Here is a 21,276-nt window from a genome sequence, read left to right as displayed (position 1 = left end):
GGTACATGTCATGGCATTGCTGGGGCGCGCGGTTGTCGCGATTTGGAACGATATCCTGCCGGAGGGGAAGGCCAACTTCATCGAGTGGCACAACCGCGAGCATATCCCCGAGCGGGTCGGGATCCCCGGCTTCCTGCGCGGCCGGCGCTATGAGGCCTATTACGGCGAGCCCGCCTATTACACGCTGTATGAGGCTGAGGACGCGGGCGTCTTGGTCGGCAAGGATTATCTCGACCGTCTGAACAGCCCGACGCGCTGGACGAAGGAGGCGACATCCGCCTTCCGCAACACGACGCGAGGCGTCTGCGAGACCGTCTTTTCAGCAGGCCTCGGCGACGGCGGTGTCATGATGACCCTGCGCTTCGATGCGGAGGCGGACAAGCGGCAGGCACTGTCGGGCTATCTGCAGGCGCGCCTTGCCGAGGTCGCAGGGCATTATGCGATCTCCGGCGTGCATCTGTGCATCGCCGATGCCGCTGCGAGCGGGATAGAGACGGCCGAGAAGCAGGGCCGCGAGGTCGGCGTACCGAACTGGATCATCATGATCGAAGGGTCCGAGACCGCCGCTGTCGATTCCGCCACGGATCATCTCCTGCACGGGGGGCTCGTCGCCCATGGCGCGATCGAGGAGCCGGTGCGCGGCCTTTACCGCCTCGAATACTGCCTGACAGACTCCTCCCGCTGAGGGAGAGGGTGAGCCGGGTTCGCGCCCGCGTCGGTCATCCCGGGACGAGCGCAAGCTCGGGCCCGGGATCCAGAACCGATACGGTTTGGATCCCGCACAGCCGCGCACAGGTCGGATCTCGCTGAACTCGGCAGCACCCGAGTTCAGCGCGGCTTCCGAGATGACACCGAGGTTCCTGAGCCTCGATCTCGCCGCGCGCACTGAATGGCGCTTGGTCCTAGACCAGTGCGTTCGTTCCGCTCATGTAGATGCCGGCAAAGGCTATTCTGCCGTCCTTGAGATGATAGAATGATGCGTTGTGCTTGCGGTGCTCGCGGCCGTCAGGCTCGGTGTTGATGACATCGAGCTGGCAGGCGATGCGCTGGGTCTCCGCGTCGAACACCCACGAGAAGTTGCCGTGCCAGATCTTCGCATAGCGGTTGAAGAGGCGCTCGAACATGCCACGCACGCCGGTGTCCCGGCCGATATGGTCAAGCTCATCCGTCTCGATGCGAAACCGGCAGTCCTCCGTGAGAAGCGCCAACAACCCATCCATGTCCTTCCCGTCGACGCAGCGGAAATAACGCTCCAGCAGCGCAACGGCAGCGTCGCGATCGAGAGGGGTTTGAAATATCGTCACGCGGGTAAGTCCGGTTTCGCGGGAAGCTCAACGAGGTTTCGTCGTATCATAAGCCGATCACCGGCGCCCACGAGGGGGCCGGTGATGCGTTGTCGCACAGTCCGTTGGCGTCAGCTCACGAAGAAGTTCTGCGTGCCATGCGCCTCGATCGCTTCGGCGAGGCGGTTGAGCGCGTGGACATAGGCGGCGGTCCGCACCGAGACGCCCTTCTCGCGGGCCGTAGTCCAGATCGCCCGGCCTTCGCGTTCCATGATCACGCGCAGACGCTCGTGGATTTCCTCGAGCGTCCAGTAATAGCCCTGGCGGTTCTGCACCCACTCGAAATAGGAGACGGTGACGCCGCCGGCATTGGCGAGGATGTCCGGCAGGACGATGACGCTGTTGCGCGCCAGGATGGCGTCGGCTTCCGCGGTCACGGGCCCGTTGGCGAGCTCGAGAATGAGCTTCGCCCTGACGGTGCCGGCATTGCCCTCATGGATCATGTTCTCAAGGGCAGACGGCACCAGCACGTCACAGTCAACGCCGACGAGTTTCTCGGCGGCAAGCCGCTCGTGTCCATGCGACCCGGCGGTCGAGGCGACCGAGCGTCCTTGTGCCTTCGCGGTCATGAGGGCATGGACATCGAGGCCGGCCGGCGCATGGACCGCGCCCTCGGAATCCGACACCGCCACGATTGTGTGGCCGTCGGCGGCAAGAAGCCGGGCGATGTGCTGGCCGGCGTTGCCGAAGCCCTGGACGGCGACCTTCAAAGGCTGACCAAGGCCGAGATCCGTGGCGAGATGGCGCACCAGATAATAGCCGCCGCGGGCGGTCGCGTCGCCGCGTCCGAGCGAACCACCGAGGGCGAGCGGCTTGCCGGTGATGACCGCGGGCGCCGCCTCGCCGACGATCTGCGCATATTCATCGGCCATCCAGCCCATGATCATGGAATTGGTGTAGACGTCCGGCGCGGGAATGTCGCGGTCCGGGCCGATGATGCGCGAGAAGGCCTGGATATAGGCGCGTGACAGACGCTCGAGCTCCGCCTTCGAGAGCTTGCGCGGATCGACCTGGACGGCACCCTTGCCGCCGCCATAGGGCAGGTTCATGACCGCGCATTTGAAGGTCATCCAGAAGGCGAGCGTCTCCACCTCGTCAGCCGTTGCATCCGGATGGAAACGGATGCCCCCCTTCGTCGGGCCGCGCGTATCGTCATAGCGGCAGCGCCAGGCCAGGAACGATTTTCGCGAGCCGTCGTCCATGCGGATCATCAGGCGGACTTTTGTCGTTTCGCGCGCATATTTGAGCTTCTCGATCACGTCCGCATCGATGGCGAGATGGACGGCGGCTTCGTCCAGACGGACGAGGGCGTGATCGAGAAGGCTGCCTTCGGACATAATGGCTCCTGCTGTATGAGGGGAGGGCATGCGCCTGCATAATCAGACAGCAGTAGCAGCACAAGCATTGCGCAGATCGGCATCACAAAAAGCCGCAATTTTATGCAATGATTACCCAATAGACGACATGTGATTATCTATTAGGCAATTAAACAGCTTGAGGCGGAGCGGATATTGGATAAGTCCTTTGCGGCGATGCGACCGGATGAATGGATGGGAGACAAGCCCGCAAAGGAGGTGCACAATGACGTGTGGACATTGACATGGTTAGCATGCCAGCGCAGTCCGATTGTCATTTGCGTGATCCGGCGGATTAGCGGCCGGAAGAGCCACCCGGATTTTTCACCGGTCCCGTCGAATACGCCTGCGCAGCAACAGATGCTGTGCCTTTGCTATTGCAGGGACGCGCCAATTCTGCGGAACCGTCCGATTGTATCGGGCGTTCTATCGAGACGGTGGATCTCAACCCGGCTGGTCGGGCTGTGAAATCAATGTGAAATCAACATGAATGCCTATGGGAGGGTTTGCTATGCGGTCTCCATCGATGCGCACTCCATTGATGATTGGAGCTCTTCTTGCCCTTACAGCGTGGCCGGCTTTGGCCCAGGATATGTCCTATGATGGCGACGGTCGCGGCTGGCGGGACGACTATCGGTCTCACGGCCGAGAGTGGCGCCAGAATCGTGGCGACATGGGCGACCGTGCAATGGGCGACCGCGCAGACCGCGGTGACCGCGACTCCCGGGGCGATCGTCCCAGTTCGATGCATGCCATGCGAGGCGGCATGGGAAATGACATGGGTGGCATGCGGAACGGCATGGGTGGCATGCGCAATCGCGGCGGCAGCGCCTTCGTGATCCGCAGCGGGGACACGCGCCTCGCCGTGCGCTGCGACGCGCAGGAGACGATGCGCGCTTGCGTCGATGCCGCGCTCACGCTGTTCGATCGGGTGCAGGCGCGCGCCACCGCAGCAAAGCCGGATGCGAGCGCGCCTCCAGCTGCCAATCAGTAATGATGCAGGTGGCGTAGGCGCGATCCGTCCCTCGACGGCGCGCGCGGCATGAGTCTGAGGGGCGGCTGTCACGAACGGCGCATTCAAAAGCGGCGCCTGCAGTTGCCGACCGCCGATTATAGATGCGTGGGGCTGAGGGATGCCCCCCTTGGCGGATGGTACAGCTGCCCCGGCTTGAACGGGGGACCTCCTGATCCACAATCAGGCGCTCTAACCAACTGAGCTACAGCTGCGCAGATCCATGATATGCACCGGATACCGGCGCGCATGTCCATCAGCGAGCGGGAAACTATGCGCAACCACGCGCGAATGCAAGATCCACGTGAGATGGAATTCGACGGTCGCGGGCCGACCGTCGCACATGAATCCCGATATGGGAAAAAGTAAATGCTTTTCCGTATGTTAAAGCGCATCGTGACGCAGCTTCGGGCACGCATCCTGTGCAAATGCGGTCCCGTCGCGCCGGCCATGGGTCACTCTGTCCGGCAAGGCGGCGTTGATAATCCACAGGTCCTGTGCATGGGGAAGCCCCATGCCGGGCCGGGTTACGGATGCCTGCTGTCGCCCTTGGCGGTTGTCACCACGTCATGCGCGTAGCGCGTTGCTGTCTCGGCGATGTCCCGGACCCGGGCCGTCGCATCCTCGTACTGCCGCCGCAATTCGCGGGTCTGCAATTCGACCGCTTCCGCGACGGAGGTGACCCCGATCAGCGAGCGCCATAAGCCCAAGGTCGCATCCGTCTGGCTGCGCACCAGGTCAAGGATCTTGCCGTTGATCTCGTTGGCCGCCTTGCTCGCCACATTGGCGTTGGCCATTATGTTGCGGTTCCAGCTGTCCCTTTGCTCCTGCGCCGTCACGTAAACCTGGCGGGCCTGCTCCAGGCCGCTCGAGGCAATCGTGGCAAAAGGGGATGCCTCTTCGTGGCCGGGGCCGTTTTTCGAGGCCGGCTTCTGGCGTGCGGCAGCGGCTTGTGCGGTCTTGAGGGTTGCTGCGACGGCCTCCTCCGCAAGCTTCGAGAGTGCCTCGGTCTGGCGAAGGGTCGCTTCTGCCTGGGCTGCGATCGCGGCATGCGTCGTGTGCGGAGTTTCGGCCGGCGCTGCCGGCTTCGGCGTAGCCGGCTTTGGCGCGGTCAGTTCCGGCGTGGCGGGTTTGGCGGCGGCATCTGGCCCCTTTTCGGCGAGAGCCTTCGGCGGGGCAGCCGTCGCCTTGGATGACTTCGGCGCCTCGGGAGCCTTTGCTGCAGCGGGCGCCGGCTGTGCCACGTCCGGTGCGGAAACCTTGGCCTCGGTTTTCGCATCGGTCGGCGTTTTGGCCGTCGGCGACACGGGCGATTGCGCGGGGAGGCCCTGCACGGAAGCCGTGGTTTCAGCCTTGGCCGCGATCGCCGGGGCTGGCTCTGTCTTATGCGATTGGGCTTTCGACCCGACAGCCTGGGGCTGAGGCGGCTTGGAACTCACAGGCGTCGCATCGGCATTCGCGGCCTTGCCCGGGAGCGTTTTGCCGGGGGCCGTTTTGCCAGGGGTCGTCTTGCCTGTGGTCGTCTTGCCAGGGGTCTTGCGCTTATCCATAGGTGCAACTCCTCATGGCGAGTGGATCATGGTGCCACGACACCGGGGCTGTCGTTCCCGCGTCCTCGCCGTCCGCCGTACCGATAAGTGAATAAAGCCAACTCTGGTTTCCGACTTGCTGTCGCCAGAGTTGGCAGCCTGAATCTGAGCCGGGCATGCGGCGCCGGGCTATGCGCATAGGCCGGCCTTCCAGGGGGGAGGAAGCAGACCAAGGAAAGGGCAGGCCATGCGGCTATGCGCTCGAATCCTCGGACCGGAAACCTCACCCCGCGGGCTTGCTCCGGGAAGGGGCCGTAGCGCTCGTTTCGCGAACCTTCGGGTCGAGCAGACCCGATGCTCGAACACGACGTCGAATTCGCGCGCTGATCCTGTCGGAGCGCCCGGCGCGCAGAATCAACCGGCCTTGGACGTTCCGCCCTTGGGGGTTGCTGCCTTGGTCGCCGTCGTTGCCACGTCCTCACCAGCCTTCTGGACCGCAGCCGTAAAATCCTTGAGCTGGTTCTGCAGAGATGCGGCCTGCGACTGCAGATAATCGGCCTGATGCTTCATGGCCTCGCTGACATCCTTGGATTTCACAAGCTTCTGCGCGAGGTCCAGGGCCGCCGTCACATTATGCTCGGCATAGGCCAACGTGCGGCGCGTGACGTCGCCGGCGCCGCCGTTGAACGTATTCGGTGCCGCGAATGTATCGACCGCCTTGTTGGCCGCATCGAGGAAGCCGGTAAAAGCCTTGCGTGCCTGCTCCACACCCTGTTCGGCGAATTGGCGAAACTCCGCAGGGATCTCGAAATGGGGGAAATTCGGTTGGCTCATGATACGCTCCTTGGAATTTGCATGAGATTGTGCGGCGCAATATACATGTTGCAGTGCACAAGCGCAAGGTGCGGGACGGCATCGGGAAGGCGTTTCTTCTGTGCTGATCAGCCTTCTTAAGGAAACCGTCTTCCATACTATGCCATCTTGCCAGCCGCCGCATTAACACTAACATCAGGTTAGTGCGGATAGGTCGGCTGGGCGTCGTGACGGCTTGGGGCAGCGCCTGTTATTAAGGCTTCGTTAGCTATCGAGCGTATGGCGCGATCGGTATCAGGACGGAACAAGGCTGAGTTGAGGGAGTTCAGCGCGGTGATAGCCGATCTACGGCGAGACACATCGCTGGCGCCGTTCCTGAAGTCCAGGACGGCTGTAATCGTATGGTCGATGGCGAAGTCCCGTGTTGTATGGGCCTCCGCCGAGGCCAGGCCGCTTGTTGCCGCTCTCACCGAGGATCATACGCAGGCACCAACACCCGAAACGCATAATCGGCTGATGCGCCTCGCCACCGCTCTGCCGGCGCATGGGGTGCGCCTCGAGCGCTGGCGCGTCAACAGCCGCCGGCAGAGCGACATCGTGACGCTGGCTTGTCGCCCCGTTGCGACGGCCGATGGCCAGGAGCTGCTCGTCACGGTCGTTGTTGGCGCCCTGCCAAGGGCCATGGCTGGCAGTTCCTCCCGGCTGGAGCCCGAGCCTGAGGGCGCGTCGGTCGCGATGGCGGAGACCAAACCGGCGGCGGTCGTGTCCCCGCAGCCCCCCGACCTGTTGACCCAGATCCGCACATTGGCCAGCACGCGCCGCAGCCTGCGCTTCGTCTGGGCCTCCGATACGACGGGCCGCCTCCTGCGGGTCTCGCCGGAACTCGCGACAGTGGTCGGTGGGCATGCGGCCGATATCGTTGGCCGGCGTTGGGATGAACTGATCGGCGGCGTCGTTCGCGACCCGCAGGGATGCGTTGCCGCGGCCCTGGCGCGCCGTCAGACCTGGCCCCGCTGCGCCGTGTTGTGGCAGGTCGGGGAGGGCGAGGCGCTTCTTCCCGTGGAACTCGGCGCTTTGCTTGTGACCGCTGACGGCGAGGCGACCTTCCAGGGCTACGGCCTCTGCCGCCTCGGCGACGTGCAAGACCAGACGTTTCAAGACGCGAAGCTTCAAGACGCGAGGACGGAGGACACGGAGGTTCAGGACGCCCGCCCGCCGGGTGCCTTGCGCGCTGCCGTGCCGGCAGGCGTTGGGAAAGCTGGCGCTGGCGCAGCGGCGGCCACGTCGCGGATGCCGGATGCGGAGGCTGTGGAGCCGCCCGTCGCAGGGCGTGAGAATCGGGCGGCCGATACCACCTCGGTGCCGCCGAAGGCTTTCGCCCCCGACGGCCCGCCTCGCGAGACCGTTGCACGCGAGACCGTTGCAATCGTCGCGCCGGATGTGTCAGCCGCTCAGGCGGTCCGTGACACGATGGGGATGAATCAGCCGGAGGTCGTTCCTGTCGAGACGGTGGCCGCGGAAACCGAGGCGACCGAATCGGCCCTTCAGAATGAGGGACCGAATCAGGCGCCGCTGGATCACGCGCCGGAGCACGAAGAACCGCTCGATGAAGCGGTGCGGGACGAAATCCCCTCGAGCGAAAATCCTTCGACCGAACCCCCCTCGGCCGAGACTCCCTCGACCGAGGAACCGGTGGGCGGGGCGGCGCTACCGACCGCGCCGCATCTGGCTCCCGCCGCACCGCCGAACCCCGGCAGCGAGATCGCGCCTGACGACGGGATCGCCCAGTCGGGTCCCGTTGTCGAGGCCTCCGCTGACGAAACGTCGGCCGTGGAGGCGGTCGTCGCCGAGGACGGCGTATCGCGCGAAGAGCGATTTGAGGTATCCGATGGCGAGGCCGGAGGATCAGCCTCCCATGGCGACGCTGCTCCGGCCCTGGATGCAGGCGGCGAGGGCGAGCAGGTCGGCGAGGCCCGTGTCGCGCCGGTGCGGCCGACGGAGCCTCCCGCCAATGATCAAGGCGCGACCGACAGCGCCCCTCAAGCCCCCGCAGAGGGCGTGGGTGAGGCCGCGGGCAGTTTCGCGCCGGTGCGTGGGCAGGTGCGTGCCACGCTCGGGACGCCGAAGGTTGTGCCGCTGCGCGTGGTGGAGACCGTTAGGGATCCGGCAGATGAGGCGGACGGACGTCCGCCGCAGCGCCCGACCCTCTCGACCAATGAGCGTAACGCCTTCCGCGAGATCGCACGGGCGCTCGGCGCCCGCTACCTTGGCGAGGAGGATCCCGGCGGCCAGACCGCGCAAGGCGGCCCGCAGCCAGCCGGGCCACCGCCTCAGTCTCCGGCGAGAGAGGTGCCGCAGACTGAGGAACAGCGAGCGTCGGAACACGGGGCTCCGGAAGCGACAGCCGACGGCAAGCCGGAGCGGCCCGTCACCGATACGGTTGCAGTCCGTGCGCAGGACCGCAAAGGCGCGCGCGCGATCAATTATGTCGGCGAGCGGCCGTCCTTCGCCCCGCTGACGGACAAGCTGCCGATCGGCATCCTTGTCAGCCGAGGCGACGACATCCTTTATGCCAACCGCACGCTGCTCGACTTCCTCGGCTATGCCGACATCACCGGCCTTGCGGCGGTTGGCCTGTGGGATCTCTTCACCAGCCGCGCGCAGGTCGGCGACGGCGCCGCACCCATCGCGCTGAAGGCGGCCAATGGGGATGACCTTGCTGTCGATGCCAGGCTGACCACGCTGGAATGGAACGGTGCGCCGGCCACGCTTCTGTCGTTTCGCAGGTCGCTGGAACCCGAGATCGCGGAGCGAATCCACGCGCTCGAGGGCGAGCTCGTGTTGCACGAGGGGCAGGCGCGCGAGCTCAGCCAGATCCTCGATACCGCGACCGACGGCGTGATCATCCTGGACGATGCCGGCCGCATTCTCTCCCTCAACCGCTCGGCAGAGGCCTTGTTCGGTTATGACGAAGGCGATGTCGTCGGCGAGTTCTTTACCCTGCTGCTTGCGCCGGAAAGCCACGTCGTGGCCGTCGACTATCTTGAAGGGCTGAAGGCGGGCGGCGTTGCCAGCGTTATGAACGATGGGCGCGAGGTCGTCGGCCGGGTGCGCCAGGGGGGCTTGAGCCCGCTCACCATCACCATGGGCCGGGTGAGTGAACCGCCGAATCGCAAGTTCTGCGTCGTCGCCCGTGACATGACGGCCTTCAAGAAGGCCGAAGCCGACCTGATGAAGGCGAAGAAGGCGGCGGAGGAGGCGAGCGCCCAGAAGTCCGACTTCCTGGCCAAGATCAGCCATGAGATCCGCACGCCGCTGAATGCCATCATCGGTTTCGCCGAGGTGATGCAGGAGGAGCGCTTCGGCCCCATCGGCAACGAGCGCTACAAGGAATATCTCAACGACATCCACGTCTCCGGCGGGCATGTCATCAGCCTCGTCAACGATCTTCTGGATCTCGCCAAGATCGAGGCCGGACGGCTCGACCTGAACTTCGCGAGTGTCAACCTCAACGAGGTGGTGGCAGGCTGCGTCGCCCTCATGCAGCCGCAGGTCGGTCGCTCACGCATCGTGCTGCGCACGTCGTTGGCGCCGAAGCTGCCGCCGGTGGTGGCGGACGAGCGGGCGATGCGCCAGGTCGTGCTCAATATCCTCTCGAACGCGGTGAAATTCACCGATGCTGGCGGCCAGGTCATCGTCTCCACCGCGCTGACGGACCGGGGCGAGATCGCGCTGCGGGTGCGCGACACGGGCATCGGCATGTCGGTCGCCGAGATCGAGCAGGCTCTTGAGCCCTTCCGCCAGCTCGCCACCGCCCGCCGCCACGGCGGCACGGGGCTAGGCCTGCCGCTGACCAAGGCCCTCGTCGAGGCCAACCGCGGCGCGCTGTCGATCACCAGCGCCAAGCGCGAAGGCACGCTGGTGGAGATCGTGCTGCCACGCACCCGCGTCCTCGCCGAATAGGCAAAGCCTGCCTCCCGGGATTTGCAGGCAGTGGGTTAAGTGTCCGCACTGCCGGATAGATTTTTCGTGTGGCAAGTTTGCATCGAGTCTCTGCCGGCTGGGGGCACGGCACCGGATGCGCCGCCTGGGGCGCAAAACACCACGCTGATCTACAGATCATAGATCAATGTCGCATCATTCCAGTATGCGTTTGTTGATTCCAACCCCCGCCCCGGGAGGGTTCGGGCGTGCGCGGCCGGTCGGTGGCGCTCTCTCCATGCGTTGCGCGTGATGTGTGATGGCGGTGATGCAGCCAGTAATTCGTAAGTTTTTTCTTGCGCGAATTTTAGAAGAACAGGAGATTTTCAGTGGCAGCCATTTCAGAGGCCTATTTGGCGCGGCGCGGCATAATTAAGCCCGCAAAAGCCGAAATTGATGGAAATATGAGACGTCCCGTTTTCTTGCGCTGTGCTGCAGTTGTGCTTGGCGGTGTCAGTGCCGTCACGCTCGCCTGTGCCCTGACGGCTACGGAAGCGCGGGCGCAAAGCCCGCTCGTGGACGTCACAGGTAAGGACAAGAACGGCGATAACGTCTTGCTCACCGTGACCGATAAGACGAACGGATCGAAGCTCGACAACGCCAATATCAAGGGTGATGGAGCTGCGGTCAGCTACACGGGCGCGCTGACCCTTACCAACACCGGCAGTGCCAATCTGACCCTCGATGGCACATCGACCCTTAAGACCTCGACGATCGAAACCTCAAAGATAAAAGATGCCGAGATCACCGGAAGCAACAGCGGCAAGTTGAACCTCGACGGTGAATCATCGCTCACGAAGGCAACGGTCAAGAATTCGACGGTTCAGGATGCATCGATCATCGGAACGAGCGGCTCGACGCTCAATCTCAATGGGACGTCCTCGCTGAAGACGGCGATCGTCGACAACGCGACCGTGAAGGATACGACGATCACGGGCCAGGCGGGCTCCACCCTTACCCTGGATGGTCCATCGAGCCTGAAGACCGCGACGGTCGAGACGTCCAGCATCACGAATTCGACGGTGTCCGGCTCGAAGGTGACAAATGTCGAGGTGACCGACGGCACGGTGTCGCAATCGACCGGACTGAAGCTGGTCGGCAAATCGAATGTCCTGGACAATTCCAATATCAAGGACGCGACCGTCACCGACCTGAAGGCCACCAGCGCCGAAATCAATAATTCGACGGTCAACTCCGTCCAGGTTCTTGGTTCGAGCGCGACGGCCAAGATCAACGTGACGGGGGAGAACTTCCTCACGACCTCTATTCTCAACAATGTGAAGGTGCAGACGACGAGCGGCAACGGCCTTGTGGTCTCGCCGAATACGGGCTCGACCAAGGCCGGTACCGGCGCGGTTGCGGTCGGCGTCGATACCGACGCCAACGGTTCGGCGAGCGTGGCGATCGGTCAGTCGGCCCAAGCCTTGGGGGAGAACGCCGTCGCCGTAGGCCACAATGCCAAGGCTCCATTGGACGGGGCGGTGGCTGTCGGCAACGCGTCGGCGTCGCAGCTCAATTCGAGCGCCCTCGGCAATCTGGCGGCTGCGGCGGGTCAAAGCGCCGTTGCTTTGGGCTATAATGCCAATGCTTCGTCGCAGGACTCGGTCGCGGCAGGCTCGGGCGCACAGGCAACGGGCGCGAATGCCGCCGCCGTCGGCGGAAAGGCGACGGCCTCGGGCGCTGGCGCGGCTGCCTTCGGTGCGAGTGCAAAGGCGTCCGGCCAATCTTCGCTGGCGCTTGGCCAGAATGCGGATGCCGGCGCGACAGGCAGCGCGGCGATTGGTTTCGGTGCGAAGGCGACAATCGACGGCGGTATCGCTCTCGGCCAGAATGCCTCGTCGACGGCGAAGGATGCGGTCGCCATCGGCACGTCGGCTTCGGCTTCCGTAGCCGACGGTGTAGCCATCGGCCGTCAGAGCACATCCTCAGGCAAGGGGGCCATCGCTCTCGGCGCCGGCGTGAAGGCAGCGGCGGACGGTGCCATCGGCATCGGCCAGAATGCCGGCGGATCGAACGGCGGCGGTGCAAACAGCGTCGTCATCGGCGCCGATGCCGGCGGCACCTCGGCCGAGGCCGAAGCGGTGATCATCGGCAGCAAAACCTCGGGCAAGGCCAATGCGGTCGCGATCGGTCGCGCGGCGACCGTCAACGGGACGTCCGGCGTCGGTATCGGTGATGGTGCAAACGTCGAAGGTGCGGCCACCAAGGGCGTGGCGATCGGCGCGGGAGCGAGCGTGTCCGGTACCAATGCGGTGGCCATCGGCTCCGGGTCTGTCGCGGGTGACAACAACACGGTGTCAGTGGGCAGCGCGGCCCAGCAACGCAAGATCGTCAATGTGGCCGAAGGCACTGCCGATTACGATGCGGTCAACTTCAAGCAGTTGAAGGTCGAACAGACCCGCATTGATACGCTGAAGACCGATCTGGGCTCCTTGACGACCAATTTCAACACGCTCGATGGCAACGCCCTGAAATATGTCGGAGGATCCTACTCCGCGTTGCGCTCAGGCGTTCGTACACGCATCTCCGGTGTGGCGGATCCGACGGACGATTACGATGCATCGAACAAGAAATATGTCGATACCACCGTCGGCGCGGTCAATACGGATGTGCAAAGCAAACTCGACGGGGCACTGCTCTATGGCCTGAACAAGGACGCGAAGGGCAATAGCGTTATGTCCTTCAATGCCGCCCGGGCACCGAGCGGATCTGGCAATCCTGTCCCGGTAAAGATCATCGGTGTCGCCGAGGGTGATGTGTCCGCGACGAGCAACGAAGTCGTGGTCGGCAGCCAGTTGTACGCGGTGAAGGAGCAGATCACGACAACGAATGCCGAGCTGTCGAACACGATCCGCTTCGATACCAATGCCAAGGGTGGTCAAGCCTACTCGGCCTATCGCACCGGCTCGATCGCGACACGGATCACCGGCGTGGCCGATGGTACGGAAGACTCCGATGCGGTCAACTTCCGGCAGTATACGGTGTTGAACAACACCATCGCGGCCCTGTCGACGGGGCAGTCCGTCGCCGGCACGGTCAAAGGCACGGATGCCTGGGCGAACGGCATCAACACCAAGGCGGTCGGCGACTACACCACCGCTCTTGGCCACGGCGCGGAGGCGACCGCCGAAAAGGCAACCGCCGTCGGCTCCCATGCCAAGGCGACCGCGAAGAACAGCGTAGCCCTCGGCGCCAATTCGGTGGCGAACGAGGCGAATACGGTCTCGGTGGGTTCGGCAGATAACCTGCGCCGCATCACCAATGTGGCGGAAGGTATCGGCGATACCGACGCCGCGACGGTCGGCCAGGTGCGCAGCCTGATCGGCGGCGGCGACGGCACGGGGAGTGCCACGGGCATACAGGCAACAGCGTTGGGTGCAAAATCGGTGGCCAGCGGCAATTACTCGGTTGCCGTCGGCTATAACGCGCAGGCGCGGGGTGAGGGCGGCACGGCCGTTGGCCACAGTGCCTATGCGGCTGGTCCGAACGACTCGGCCTTCGGCCGCAATGCCCGCGTCGAGGCTGACGGTTCGCTGGCTCTCGGTGCCAATTCCCTGGTGAAGGCGACTGCGCCGAACTCGGTTGCCCTTGGCGCCGGCTCGGTGGCGGATGCCCCGAATACGGTCTCCGTCGGTGCACCGGGTGCGGAGCGTCGCGTCACCAATGTCGCCGCGGGCGTTCTGGCCACGGATGCGGTCAATGTCAGCCAGTTGTATAGCGAGACCAGGACGATCCAGAAGGAAGCCCGGCGCGGCATCGCGGCCACGGCCGCACTGGCACCGGCGCTTACCCCATCGGCCCCCGGCAAGACGACGATCTCGGCGTCCACGGGCTTCTACCGGAGCGAGTTCGGCTTCGGCGTCAGCGTCGCCCATCGCCTCGACACGGCGATGCCTGTCATGATCCATGCCGGCTATGCGAATGGCGGCGGCAAGGAGCATGTGGGACGTGTCGGCGTTGCCATGGAGTTCTAAACCTGGATGACCGGCATGGCCGTCAGAGCGGCCATGCCTCCGGGCTTTCGTTATTCTGGCGCTACCGAAAACAACTTGAGCCGCGGCCGCGAGGCCCGGCTCTTTTTGCAATTGGGGGCATGCGACATGGAATCATGCGACATGAAATGATGAGGGCGACCATCCCGGTCAGATGGTCGCCCTCTTTGTCTGAAGCGTTGGCCGCTTCCCCTCAGATTTCACCTGTAGCGAAAGCAACCAGCGTGCCAGTTTGGAAAGCTGGATGATTCAGACAGCCTTCAGGCCTGTGTCCAGGGGGGCGATGTCGACCATGCTGGTTCAATGGGCAAGTGGTGCCTTTTTTCGTGCCTTTTCCGCGCGTCGATCGAAGGGGTGCAGCCCCCGCCTCCCTGAGGGCGCAGTTCCATCCCGGATCCCGGCGAGACCTTGGTGTCTTTCGGGCGCGAACGGCTGATTTTCGACCTGTCCTAAACGGCTATCGGTAGTCGGACTGGCGCGGTGTCTTGGGCCCTTTGACGGGGAACTGGTCACCGAGATGCCACGGGAAGATGAGGAAGAACCACTTGTTGAGGCGGTTCACGTAGTTGCACCAGCTCCAGACGAGGTCAGCCAGCTCTTCCTTGGTTTCGATGCTCTCAAACGCCTCGACCATGTCGTTGCAATAGGCAACGAGCTTCGGCATGTTGAGCCATGGTTCCGGGCAGGTCGGCGGGTCGATGTCGCCCATGAGCTTGGCCATGTGCACATTCATGTATGTCCACATGCGCTTGCACTGCTCGACGTCAAAGGTAGGGTCGGCGAGGGCTGCTTTCATCGCAGGCTCAGCCGTCCACCAGCCGAGCGCCTGCGTGTCGCAGACCAGGAAGAACAGATTGCCGAGGGCTTGACCCGCAGTGCCCGCGCCGCTGGGAAAGTCGAGATTGCGCGCCATGCGCACTTCCTCCGGTTCATCCCACCAGATGCGGTCGATTTCCACTTCGAGCGCGTCCTTAACTTCGGTCCAGTGCTTTCCCATTTGCTTTCAGGCTCCCTTGCGGACGACGGTGATGATCGAGAGCTCATGCTTGCGGTATGACGCTTCCCAGACATCGCGCCCGAAAGTCCAAAACGCATCCAGTTGCTCTACGGGCACGCGCGCGAGGACGGGCCCGCGGGCAACCAGCGGTTCGGTAATGTGCGGGCCATAGGCAAAGGACATGTCGTTGCCGCCGGAATAGAGCACATCGCCGGCCTTCAGCCGGCTCAGAAGCACCGGTACGCCGCCGAAGGGCGTTGCCTGGGAGCCGGCTTGCACCGGGTGGCGCGGTGGCCGGCCGCGTGACAGAAAATAGTCGCCGGTGGACATGGTGTGATCGACAGCCATGCGCAGCGGCTGTTCCGTCGCAGCCAGGAACGTATCGATCACGTCCTGCGGCAGGTCGAGGCGCAGGGCCGCAGTGACGCTGTGCCGGGATTGGTTCGTCGATATTTCGATCAAGTGGGTCATGAGATCGCTCGCATCCGAAACGCTCTTTGGAGCTTCGCACTCTATATTGCATGAAAAATTGCATGCAATATTGAGCCTTACATGTCTTGCGATTGTGCGCAAGGCTGTTATCTCCTGGCTGACAGACAGGAGAGAGCGATGGTCACCCAGGCGCCGCGGCGTGCGAAAAAGTCATCGGCCCAGCATGAAAAGGTCTATGAGGTCCTGCGGTCGGACATTCTCGAGGGACGTTTTGTAGGCGGGGAGAAACTGGTCGAGCTGGATCTGGCTGCGCGCTTCAAAGTCAGCCGGACGCCGATCCGGGAAGCGTTCTACAAGCTTGAACGCGACGGGCTGGTGAAGCGTACGGTGAATGTCGGCGTCATCGTCGCAAAGGCCAGTCCACAATCGATCGGCAATCATCTCGAGATGTTGACGCTGCTCGAAACCTTTGCCGTCGCGAGATGGGCTGAGAGCGAGCATCTCCTGGAAGATCTCGACGATCTCACTGTCCTCCAGGACGGCATGAAGCAGGCGCTTCAAGACAAGGATGTCGAGACGTTCGAGACGCTGAACCGCCAGTTTCACGCCCGGTTTCTCGAGCGCAATGCCAATGATTACCTGCGCACTCTCGTGGACATGACGCGGGAGAGGCTGTTCAACCTGTCCCTGGAAAGTTTTCCCTCAGCCCTTCACATCGAGCAATATTTGATCGACCACGACCAGATATTGCAAAGCGCAAGGACGGGGACGCCGCAGGACGTGGCGGACGCGATGAGGCGCCATCTCGGCCATGTCGGTGTCAATATCGCGCGTGCGCGCTAAAACAATTCCGGGACAAGTGTATAGCGGTGCACCGTCTCGACACGCTTTGGGCGGCAGCCCTCTGATCAGGAAAAACTCCACTTGGGAGACCGGCTGCGCACGAGGCCGAGAAACGCATCCAATGCGCGCGACAGCTTGGCGTTTCTGGCGAGCGCCAGGCCAAAATCGATCTGTGGAAGCTGCTCAGTCAGCCGCAGAAATTTTATGCGCCCGGTCGCGTCGTAGGTGTTCGGCTGCGGACGGAATCCCAGCATCGCATATCCCTGGCCCGACGCGACGAGCCGTTCGACGACGGTCGTGGATGCGGTCTGGAAGTGGATCTTCGGCTTGAGATTCAGAGTGCGATAAGCGTCCAGAATCCGTTCCCTGCATACCGGCAGGTCGAGCAGGATCATTGGCTTTTGTGCGAGGTCGCGCAGACTAACGACATCCCTCTGCGCGAGATCGTCGTGATCCGACAGCGCGACATGCTGATACACGGAGAAAAGCCGCTCGAAGGTAACGCTATCATCGAGAGATAAGTTGTAGGTCAGCGCCACGTCGATGGTGCCGCGCTTCAGCAATTCGACAAGTTCGGCGATCGTAGCCTCATGAAGCTCTAGCGAGATCGCCGGATACTTGTTCTTCATGCCTTCCATGATCGACGGCACGATATGGGGCACGGCGGTGGGGAAGCAGCCCAGCCGGATCGTGCCGGATAGCCGGGTCGACAGCAGTGCCGCCGACTCCTCAAGTCGCTTGGCTTGCTGGAGAAGCGTTTCCACCTGAACGAGAAAGGTCGTGCCGGCGAGCGTGAGGCTGAGGCCCCTGCCAGGCTGTCGGTGGAAAATGCGGACCCCGAACATCTCCTCGATGTTGTTGATCGCACCACTTACGGCAGCCTGCGACACCTGCAGCCTTTCGGCCGCCGCGGCAATGCTCCCCACCTTTCCCGCCTCAGCCACATAGGCCAGGTGGCGGAGATTCCAACGCAGATGTTGGGCTTCAGGCAAGTTGATGTCCTAACTCCGACGAGGGGCAGGCTTCACGGCGCTGATGTGTCATTGGCAACTGGCACCGCACGAGCCTGCCTTTGTAACGGGGGCGTCCTTGTCGTTAGCACCCGCGGTTCACAGGCGGCAAGTGAAGTGCACGCCTTGCTGTTCTCCGGCAAAATTGGCGCGTCCTCGCAAACCGCGGCATCCTCGCCGACCATGGCGGCCTTGGGCGATCAGCGGGCAAGCCCCTGGTCCCAATAAGGGGTCGGGGCGTAGAGTTCGCCGAGGTAATCGATGAACGCGCGCACCTTCTGCTCGAGATGCCTGCGGCTGGGATAGACGGCATAGACGGCGACGCGATGCGACCCGCCGTAGTCGGGCAGCACGGTCTGGAGCTGGCCGGCCTGCAGTTCCGGCCCGATATCCCAGGTGGAGCGCAGCGCGATGCCGATCCCGGCGAGCACGGCCTCCCGCACCACCTCGCTCGAATTGGTGCGCAAGGGCGCTGAAATCGGGACGGTCACGGGGCCATCAGGGCCGGACAGCCGCCAATGGTCGGCGTTGTGAACAAGGAGCGTGTGCCGGGCGAGATCGGCGAGGCTCTGCGGCTCGCCGTGGCGGGCAAGATAGGCCGGCGTGGCGCAGAGCACGCGGTTGTTGGGCGCAAGGCGCTTCGCGACAAGGCTTGAATCGGCGAGATCGGCAATGCGGATGGCCACGTCGAAGCCCTCGCCCACGACATCGACGAAACTGTCCGAAAGGTCGAGATCGACCGTCACGGCGGTGTAGCGGTCGAGAAAGGCCTTCAGATGCGGCGCGATATGCAGCCGGCCGAAGGAGGTCGGCGCCGAGACGCGCAGCACGCCGCGGGCGACGCTGCTGCCGCGCGCCACCCAGGCCTCGGCTTCCTCGATGCTGGCGAGAATGGATACGACCCGCTCGTAGAAGCCCTGGCCAGCCTCGGTCAGGCTGATCTGCCGCGTCGTGCGTTGCAGCAGCCGGACACCAAGCCGCTCTTCGAGCCTGCGGATGCGCTTCGATACGACGGCAGCGGAGAAACCGAGCTCGCGTCCGGCCGACGACATACCCTTCGTGGCAACGACGCGGGCGAAGATATCGAGGTCTCCCAACTGATCCATGGCCTGCGACATTATTTCCAAAAGAGAAATAATGTCGTCTTGATTATGCGCCCTGTCAAAGGCTTTCGAATAGGCTAGAGTTGTTCAATAGTCGGGGGATTGAGATCTCTCGCAAGGGTTTGAGATCACGTGCAAGATTCGGGTCGGGGGAGGGTTCCATGACGTCAATCGCATTTCCCGTGCCGGATTCCGCCATTCTGGCGCGTCGCGATGCCATCATTCAAGGGCTCGCCGCTCTGGTGCCCGCGCAGTGCCTGATCACCAGCGAGGATGAGCGGCGCGCTTTCGAGACGGACGCGCTCACGGCCTATCGCCGCATGCCGCTGGCGGTTGTGTTGCCGACGTCGACGGCAGAGGTCGCGGCGGTGCTGGCGTTCTGCAAGCGTGAAGGCGTGAAGGTGGTTCCGCGTGGCGCCGGTACCTCGCTGGCGGGCGGCGCCATTCCCCAGGAGGATGCCATCGTGCTCGGCACCTCCAAGCTCAATCAAGTCCTCGCGATCAATTATGCGGATCGCACGGCGCGTGTGCAGGCGGGAATCACCAATCTTGCCATCAGCCAGGCGGTGTCGCCGGAGGGCTTCTTCTACGCGCCGGATCCCTCGAGCCAGCTCGCCTGCACGATTGCCGGCAATATCGCCATGAATTCGGGCGGCGCCCATTGCCTGAAGTACGGTGTCACCACCAATAATCTCATCGGCGTCACCATGGTCCTCCTGGATGGAACCGTGGTTGAGATCGGTGGCGACGCGCTCGACAGCGCGGGCTATGACCTGCTTGGCCTCATCACCGGGTCGGAGGGGCAGCTCGGCGTGTTCACGGAAGCGACCGTGCGCATTCTCCGTCAGGCGGAGGGCGCCCGGCCCGTGCTGTTCGGCTTTGCGTCGAACGAGCTGGCTGGCGAATGCGTCAAGGCATTGATCGGCGCCGGCATCATTCCCGTGGCGCTGGAATTCATGGACAAGCCCGCGATCACCATCTGCGAGGCCTTCGCCCATGCCGGCTATCCGCTCGATGTCGAGGCGATGCTGATCGTCGAGGTGGAAGGTTCGGACGAGGAGATCGACGAGGCCCTGGCGCGTATCTGCGCAATTGCCGACCGCTTTTCGCCGATGACCGTCAAGGTCTCGCAATCCGAGGCCGAAAGCGCGGCGATCTGGAAGGGGCGCAAGTCCGCCTTTGGCGCCATGGGGCGCATCGCCGATTATCTCTGTATGGATGGCACGATCCCCACGGGGCAACTGCCCCTCGTGTTGCGCCGCATCACCGAAATCTGCGACAGCCACGGCCTCAAGGTCGCCAATATCTTCCACGCGGGCGACGGCAACCTGCATCCCCTTGTCCTCTACGACATCAACAAGCCGGGCGAACTGGAGAAGGCCGAGCAGGCCGGTGCCGAAATTCTCAAGCTGTGTGTCGAGGTGGGGGGATGCCTCACCGGCGAGCATGGCGTGGGTATCGAGAAGCGTGACCTGATGACCGAACAATACAATCCCGTCGATCTCGCCCAGCAGATGCGCGTGCGCGCGGTGTTCGACCCGGCCTGGCTCTTGAACCCGGCCAAGGTCTTCCCCCTGGATGATCGCAAGCCGGCCGCGGGCTGGCCGGAGACGGGCGCGCAATCGACCCGCAAGACGGTTGCCGCGTGATGGTGACCCATCGTCCCGCCAACGAGCAGGAGGCGGCGGCCGTTATCGCCGCGGCGTCAGGTCAACGCACGCCTCTCGGCGTGACCGGCGGCGGCACGAAGGCCGCTGCCGGCCGCCCTGTGACCCACGCGGCCACCCTGTCGTCGAAGGGCCTCACGGGCATTACGCTTTACGAGCCGGCCGAACTGGTGATCGCGGCACGCGCCGGTACGTCCCTCGCCGAAGTCGAGCGGACGCTTGCCGCCAATGGCCAGGAACTTTCCTTCGAACCGCCGGATCTCCGGCCGCTGCTCGGCACCGAGGGAGAGCCGACCGTCGGCGGGCTGTCTGCCGCCAATCTGTCCGGTCCCCGGCGCATCATGGCGGGCGCCTGCCGCGACAGCCTGATCGGGGTGCGCGCCATCAATGGGCGCGGCGAGATTGTGAAATCCGGCGGCCGCGTCATGAAGAACGTCACCGGCCTTGATCTCGTCAAGCTGCTCGCCGGCAGCTGGGGGACGCTGGCCTTCCTGACCGAGGTCACCTTCAAGGTGTTGCCGCAGCCAGAGCGCCGCGCGACGCTGGTGCTGCATGGTCTGGACGACGAACGCGCCATTGCCGCCCTGTCGGCTGCGCTCGGCTCGCCCTTCGAGGTCAGCGGCGCGGCGCATCTGCCCGCCGTCGATGGCCGGAACGCGCGCACCCTCTTGCGCACCGAGGGCTTCGCCTTCTCGGTCGACTATCGCTTGAAGTCACTGCAGGCGCTGCTCAAACCCTTCGGGGGCGGGGAGGTCCTGGACGATGTCGCCGGCGCGGCGCTCTGGCGGGATGTGCGCGACGTCGCCCCCTTCATGCGCAGCGGGGATGCCGTCTGGCGCATCTCGACGGCGCCGTCCCGTGGGGCTGGCATCGCGGCTGCCCTGTCCCGCTCTCTGGATTGCCGGTTGATCTACGATTGGGGGGGCGGGCTCATCTGGGTCAGCGTGCCGGCCGAGGGTGACGCCGGCGCAGCCGCCATCCGCGCGGTGGTCACCACGCCCGGCGACCATGCGACCTTGCTTCGCGCGCCAGCCGCGATCCGCGCCACTGTCGTGGTCTTCCACCCCATCGCCGCGCCGTTGATGCGCCTGAGCCAGGACATCAAGCAGGCCTTCGATCCCGAGGGGATCTTCGAACCCGGTCGCATGTACGACGGCGTGTGACAGATCTTTCAGTCTATATTCAGCCATAACAGAGAC

At 63.9% G+C, this 21,276-nt stretch carries 15 protein-coding genes, 1 tRNA gene and 1 other annotated feature; of the genes, 7 read left to right on the top strand and 9 right to left on the bottom strand.

What is annotated here, in order from left to right:
• Positions 1–10 precede the first annotated feature (10 nt).
• Complete coding sequence (locus tag C7450_RS20600) at positions 11–685, top strand: DUF4286 family protein (RefSeq protein WP_110376310.1); 675 nt, start codon at positions 11–13, stop codon at positions 683–685.
• A 217-nt stretch (positions 686–902) separates the two neighbouring features.
• Here the strand turns inward: C7450_RS20600 and C7450_RS20595 are convergent, their stop codons facing one another.
• Together C7450_RS20595 and C7450_RS20590 are read right to left on the bottom strand one after the other, a co-directional pair.
• Positions 903–1,304 carry a nuclear transport factor 2 family protein gene (locus C7450_RS20595; protein WP_110376309.1) on the bottom strand — a complete coding sequence of 134 codons (402 nt, stop codon included), beginning with the start codon at positions 1,302–1,304 and terminating at the stop codon, positions 903–905.
• 110 nt (positions 1,305–1,414) lie between these two features.
• Complete coding sequence (locus tag C7450_RS20590; protein ID WP_110376308.1) at positions 1,415–2,680, bottom strand: Glu/Leu/Phe/Val family dehydrogenase; 1,266 nt, start codon at positions 2,678–2,680, stop codon at positions 1,415–1,417.
• Between the two features lie 299 nt (positions 2,681–2,979).
• Positions 2,980–3,036 (bottom strand) — a sequence feature (sul1 is cis-regulatory element that is thought to sense ions involved in sulfur or methionine metabolism; They are found in Alphaproteobacteria).
• 440 nt (positions 3,037–3,476) lie between these two features.
• On the opposite strand from C7450_RS20590, the gene C7450_RS33630 reads away from it, so the two are divergent.
• A complete protein-coding gene (locus C7450_RS33630) occupies positions 3,477–3,692 on the top strand; it encodes a hypothetical protein (protein WP_146227421.1) in 216 nt (71 codons plus the stop codon).
• Positions 3,693–3,848: 156 nt separating this feature from the next.
• Here C7450_RS33630 and C7450_RS20580 read toward each other — a convergent pair.
• The 3 genes from C7450_RS20580 to C7450_RS20570 form a co-directional block, all read right to left on the bottom strand.
• Positions 3,849–3,925, bottom strand: a tRNA-His gene (locus tag C7450_RS20580).
• 312 nt (positions 3,926–4,237) lie between these two features.
• Positions 4,238–5,260 carry a phasin family protein gene (locus tag C7450_RS20575; RefSeq protein WP_110376306.1) on the bottom strand — a complete coding sequence of 341 codons (1,023 nt, stop codon included), beginning with the start codon at positions 5,258–5,260 and terminating at the stop codon, positions 4,238–4,240.
• A gap of 393 nt (positions 5,261–5,653) precedes the next feature.
• Complete coding sequence (locus tag C7450_RS20570) at positions 5,654–6,073, bottom strand: phasin family protein (protein WP_110376305.1); 420 nt, start codon at positions 6,071–6,073, stop codon at positions 5,654–5,656.
• A 495-nt stretch (positions 6,074–6,568) separates the two neighbouring features.
• On the opposite strand from C7450_RS20570, the gene C7450_RS20565 reads away from it, so the two are divergent.
• Positions 6,569–10,015 (top strand): ATP-binding protein, encoded by a 3,447-nt coding sequence (locus C7450_RS20565; protein WP_170147342.1) that lies wholly within the window; start codon positions 6,569–6,571, stop codon positions 10,013–10,015.
• Between the two features lie 422 nt (positions 10,016–10,437).
• Positions 10,438–14,007, top strand: coding sequence for a YadA family autotransporter adhesin (locus C7450_RS20560; RefSeq protein WP_110376303.1), 3,570 nt, complete (start codon positions 10,438–10,440; stop codon positions 14,005–14,007).
• A 475-nt stretch (positions 14,008–14,482) separates the two neighbouring features.
• Here C7450_RS20560 and C7450_RS20555 read toward each other — a convergent pair whose 3' ends face one another.
• Together C7450_RS20555 and C7450_RS20550 are read right to left on the bottom strand one after the other, a co-directional pair.
• Complete coding sequence (locus C7450_RS20555) at positions 14,483–15,022, bottom strand: cucumopine synthase-related protein (protein WP_110376302.1); 540 nt, start codon at positions 15,020–15,022, stop codon at positions 14,483–14,485.
• Between the two features lie 6 nt (positions 15,023–15,028).
• Positions 15,029–15,493, bottom strand: coding sequence for a hypothetical protein (locus C7450_RS20550; protein ID WP_110376301.1), 465 nt, complete (start codon positions 15,491–15,493; stop codon positions 15,029–15,031).
• Positions 15,494–15,631: 138 nt separating this feature from the next.
• Between C7450_RS20550 and C7450_RS20545 the strand changes: the two genes are divergently transcribed.
• A complete protein-coding gene (locus C7450_RS20545; RefSeq protein ID WP_170147341.1) occupies positions 15,632–16,297 on the top strand; it encodes a GntR family transcriptional regulator in 666 nt (221 codons plus the stop codon).
• Positions 16,298–16,362: 65 nt separating this feature from the next.
• Here the strand turns inward: C7450_RS20545 and C7450_RS20540 are convergent, their stop codons facing one another.
• Together C7450_RS20540 and C7450_RS20535 are read right to left on the bottom strand one after the other, a co-directional pair.
• Positions 16,363–17,289: a LysR family transcriptional regulator gene (locus C7450_RS20540; protein WP_110376299.1), complete on the bottom strand. Its 927-nt coding sequence runs from the start codon at positions 17,287–17,289 to the stop codon at positions 16,363–16,365.
• A 218-nt stretch (positions 17,290–17,507) separates the two neighbouring features.
• Positions 17,508–18,413 (bottom strand): LysR family transcriptional regulator, encoded by a 906-nt coding sequence (locus C7450_RS20535; protein ID WP_110376391.1) that lies wholly within the window; start codon positions 18,411–18,413, stop codon positions 17,508–17,510.
• A gap of 158 nt (positions 18,414–18,571) precedes the next feature.
• Here C7450_RS20535 and C7450_RS20530 point away from each other — a divergent pair, with 158 nt between their 5' ends.
• Together C7450_RS20530 and glcE are read left to right on the top strand one after the other, a co-directional pair.
• Complete coding sequence (locus C7450_RS20530) at positions 18,572–20,059, top strand: FAD-linked oxidase C-terminal domain-containing protein (protein WP_110376298.1); 1,488 nt, start codon at positions 18,572–18,574, stop codon at positions 20,057–20,059.
• Positions 20,059–21,240, top strand: a complete 1,182-nt coding sequence (gene glcE / locus C7450_RS20525; RefSeq protein WP_110376297.1) for a glycolate oxidase subunit GlcE — start codon at positions 20,059–20,061, stop codon at positions 21,238–21,240. The genes C7450_RS20530 and glcE overlap by 1 nt, the downstream gene beginning before the upstream one ends.
• The last annotated feature ends 36 nt before the right edge of the window (positions 21,241–21,276 follow it).

Origin of the sequence: Chelatococcus asaccharovorans, assembly GCF_003201475.1 — a bacterium.
Taxonomy (GTDB): Bacteria; Pseudomonadota; Alphaproteobacteria; order Rhizobiales; family Beijerinckiaceae; genus Chelatococcus; species Chelatococcus asaccharovorans.
Note: the sequence above shows the minus strand (reverse complement) of the source record. Positions and strands in the feature narration are given on the sequence as shown.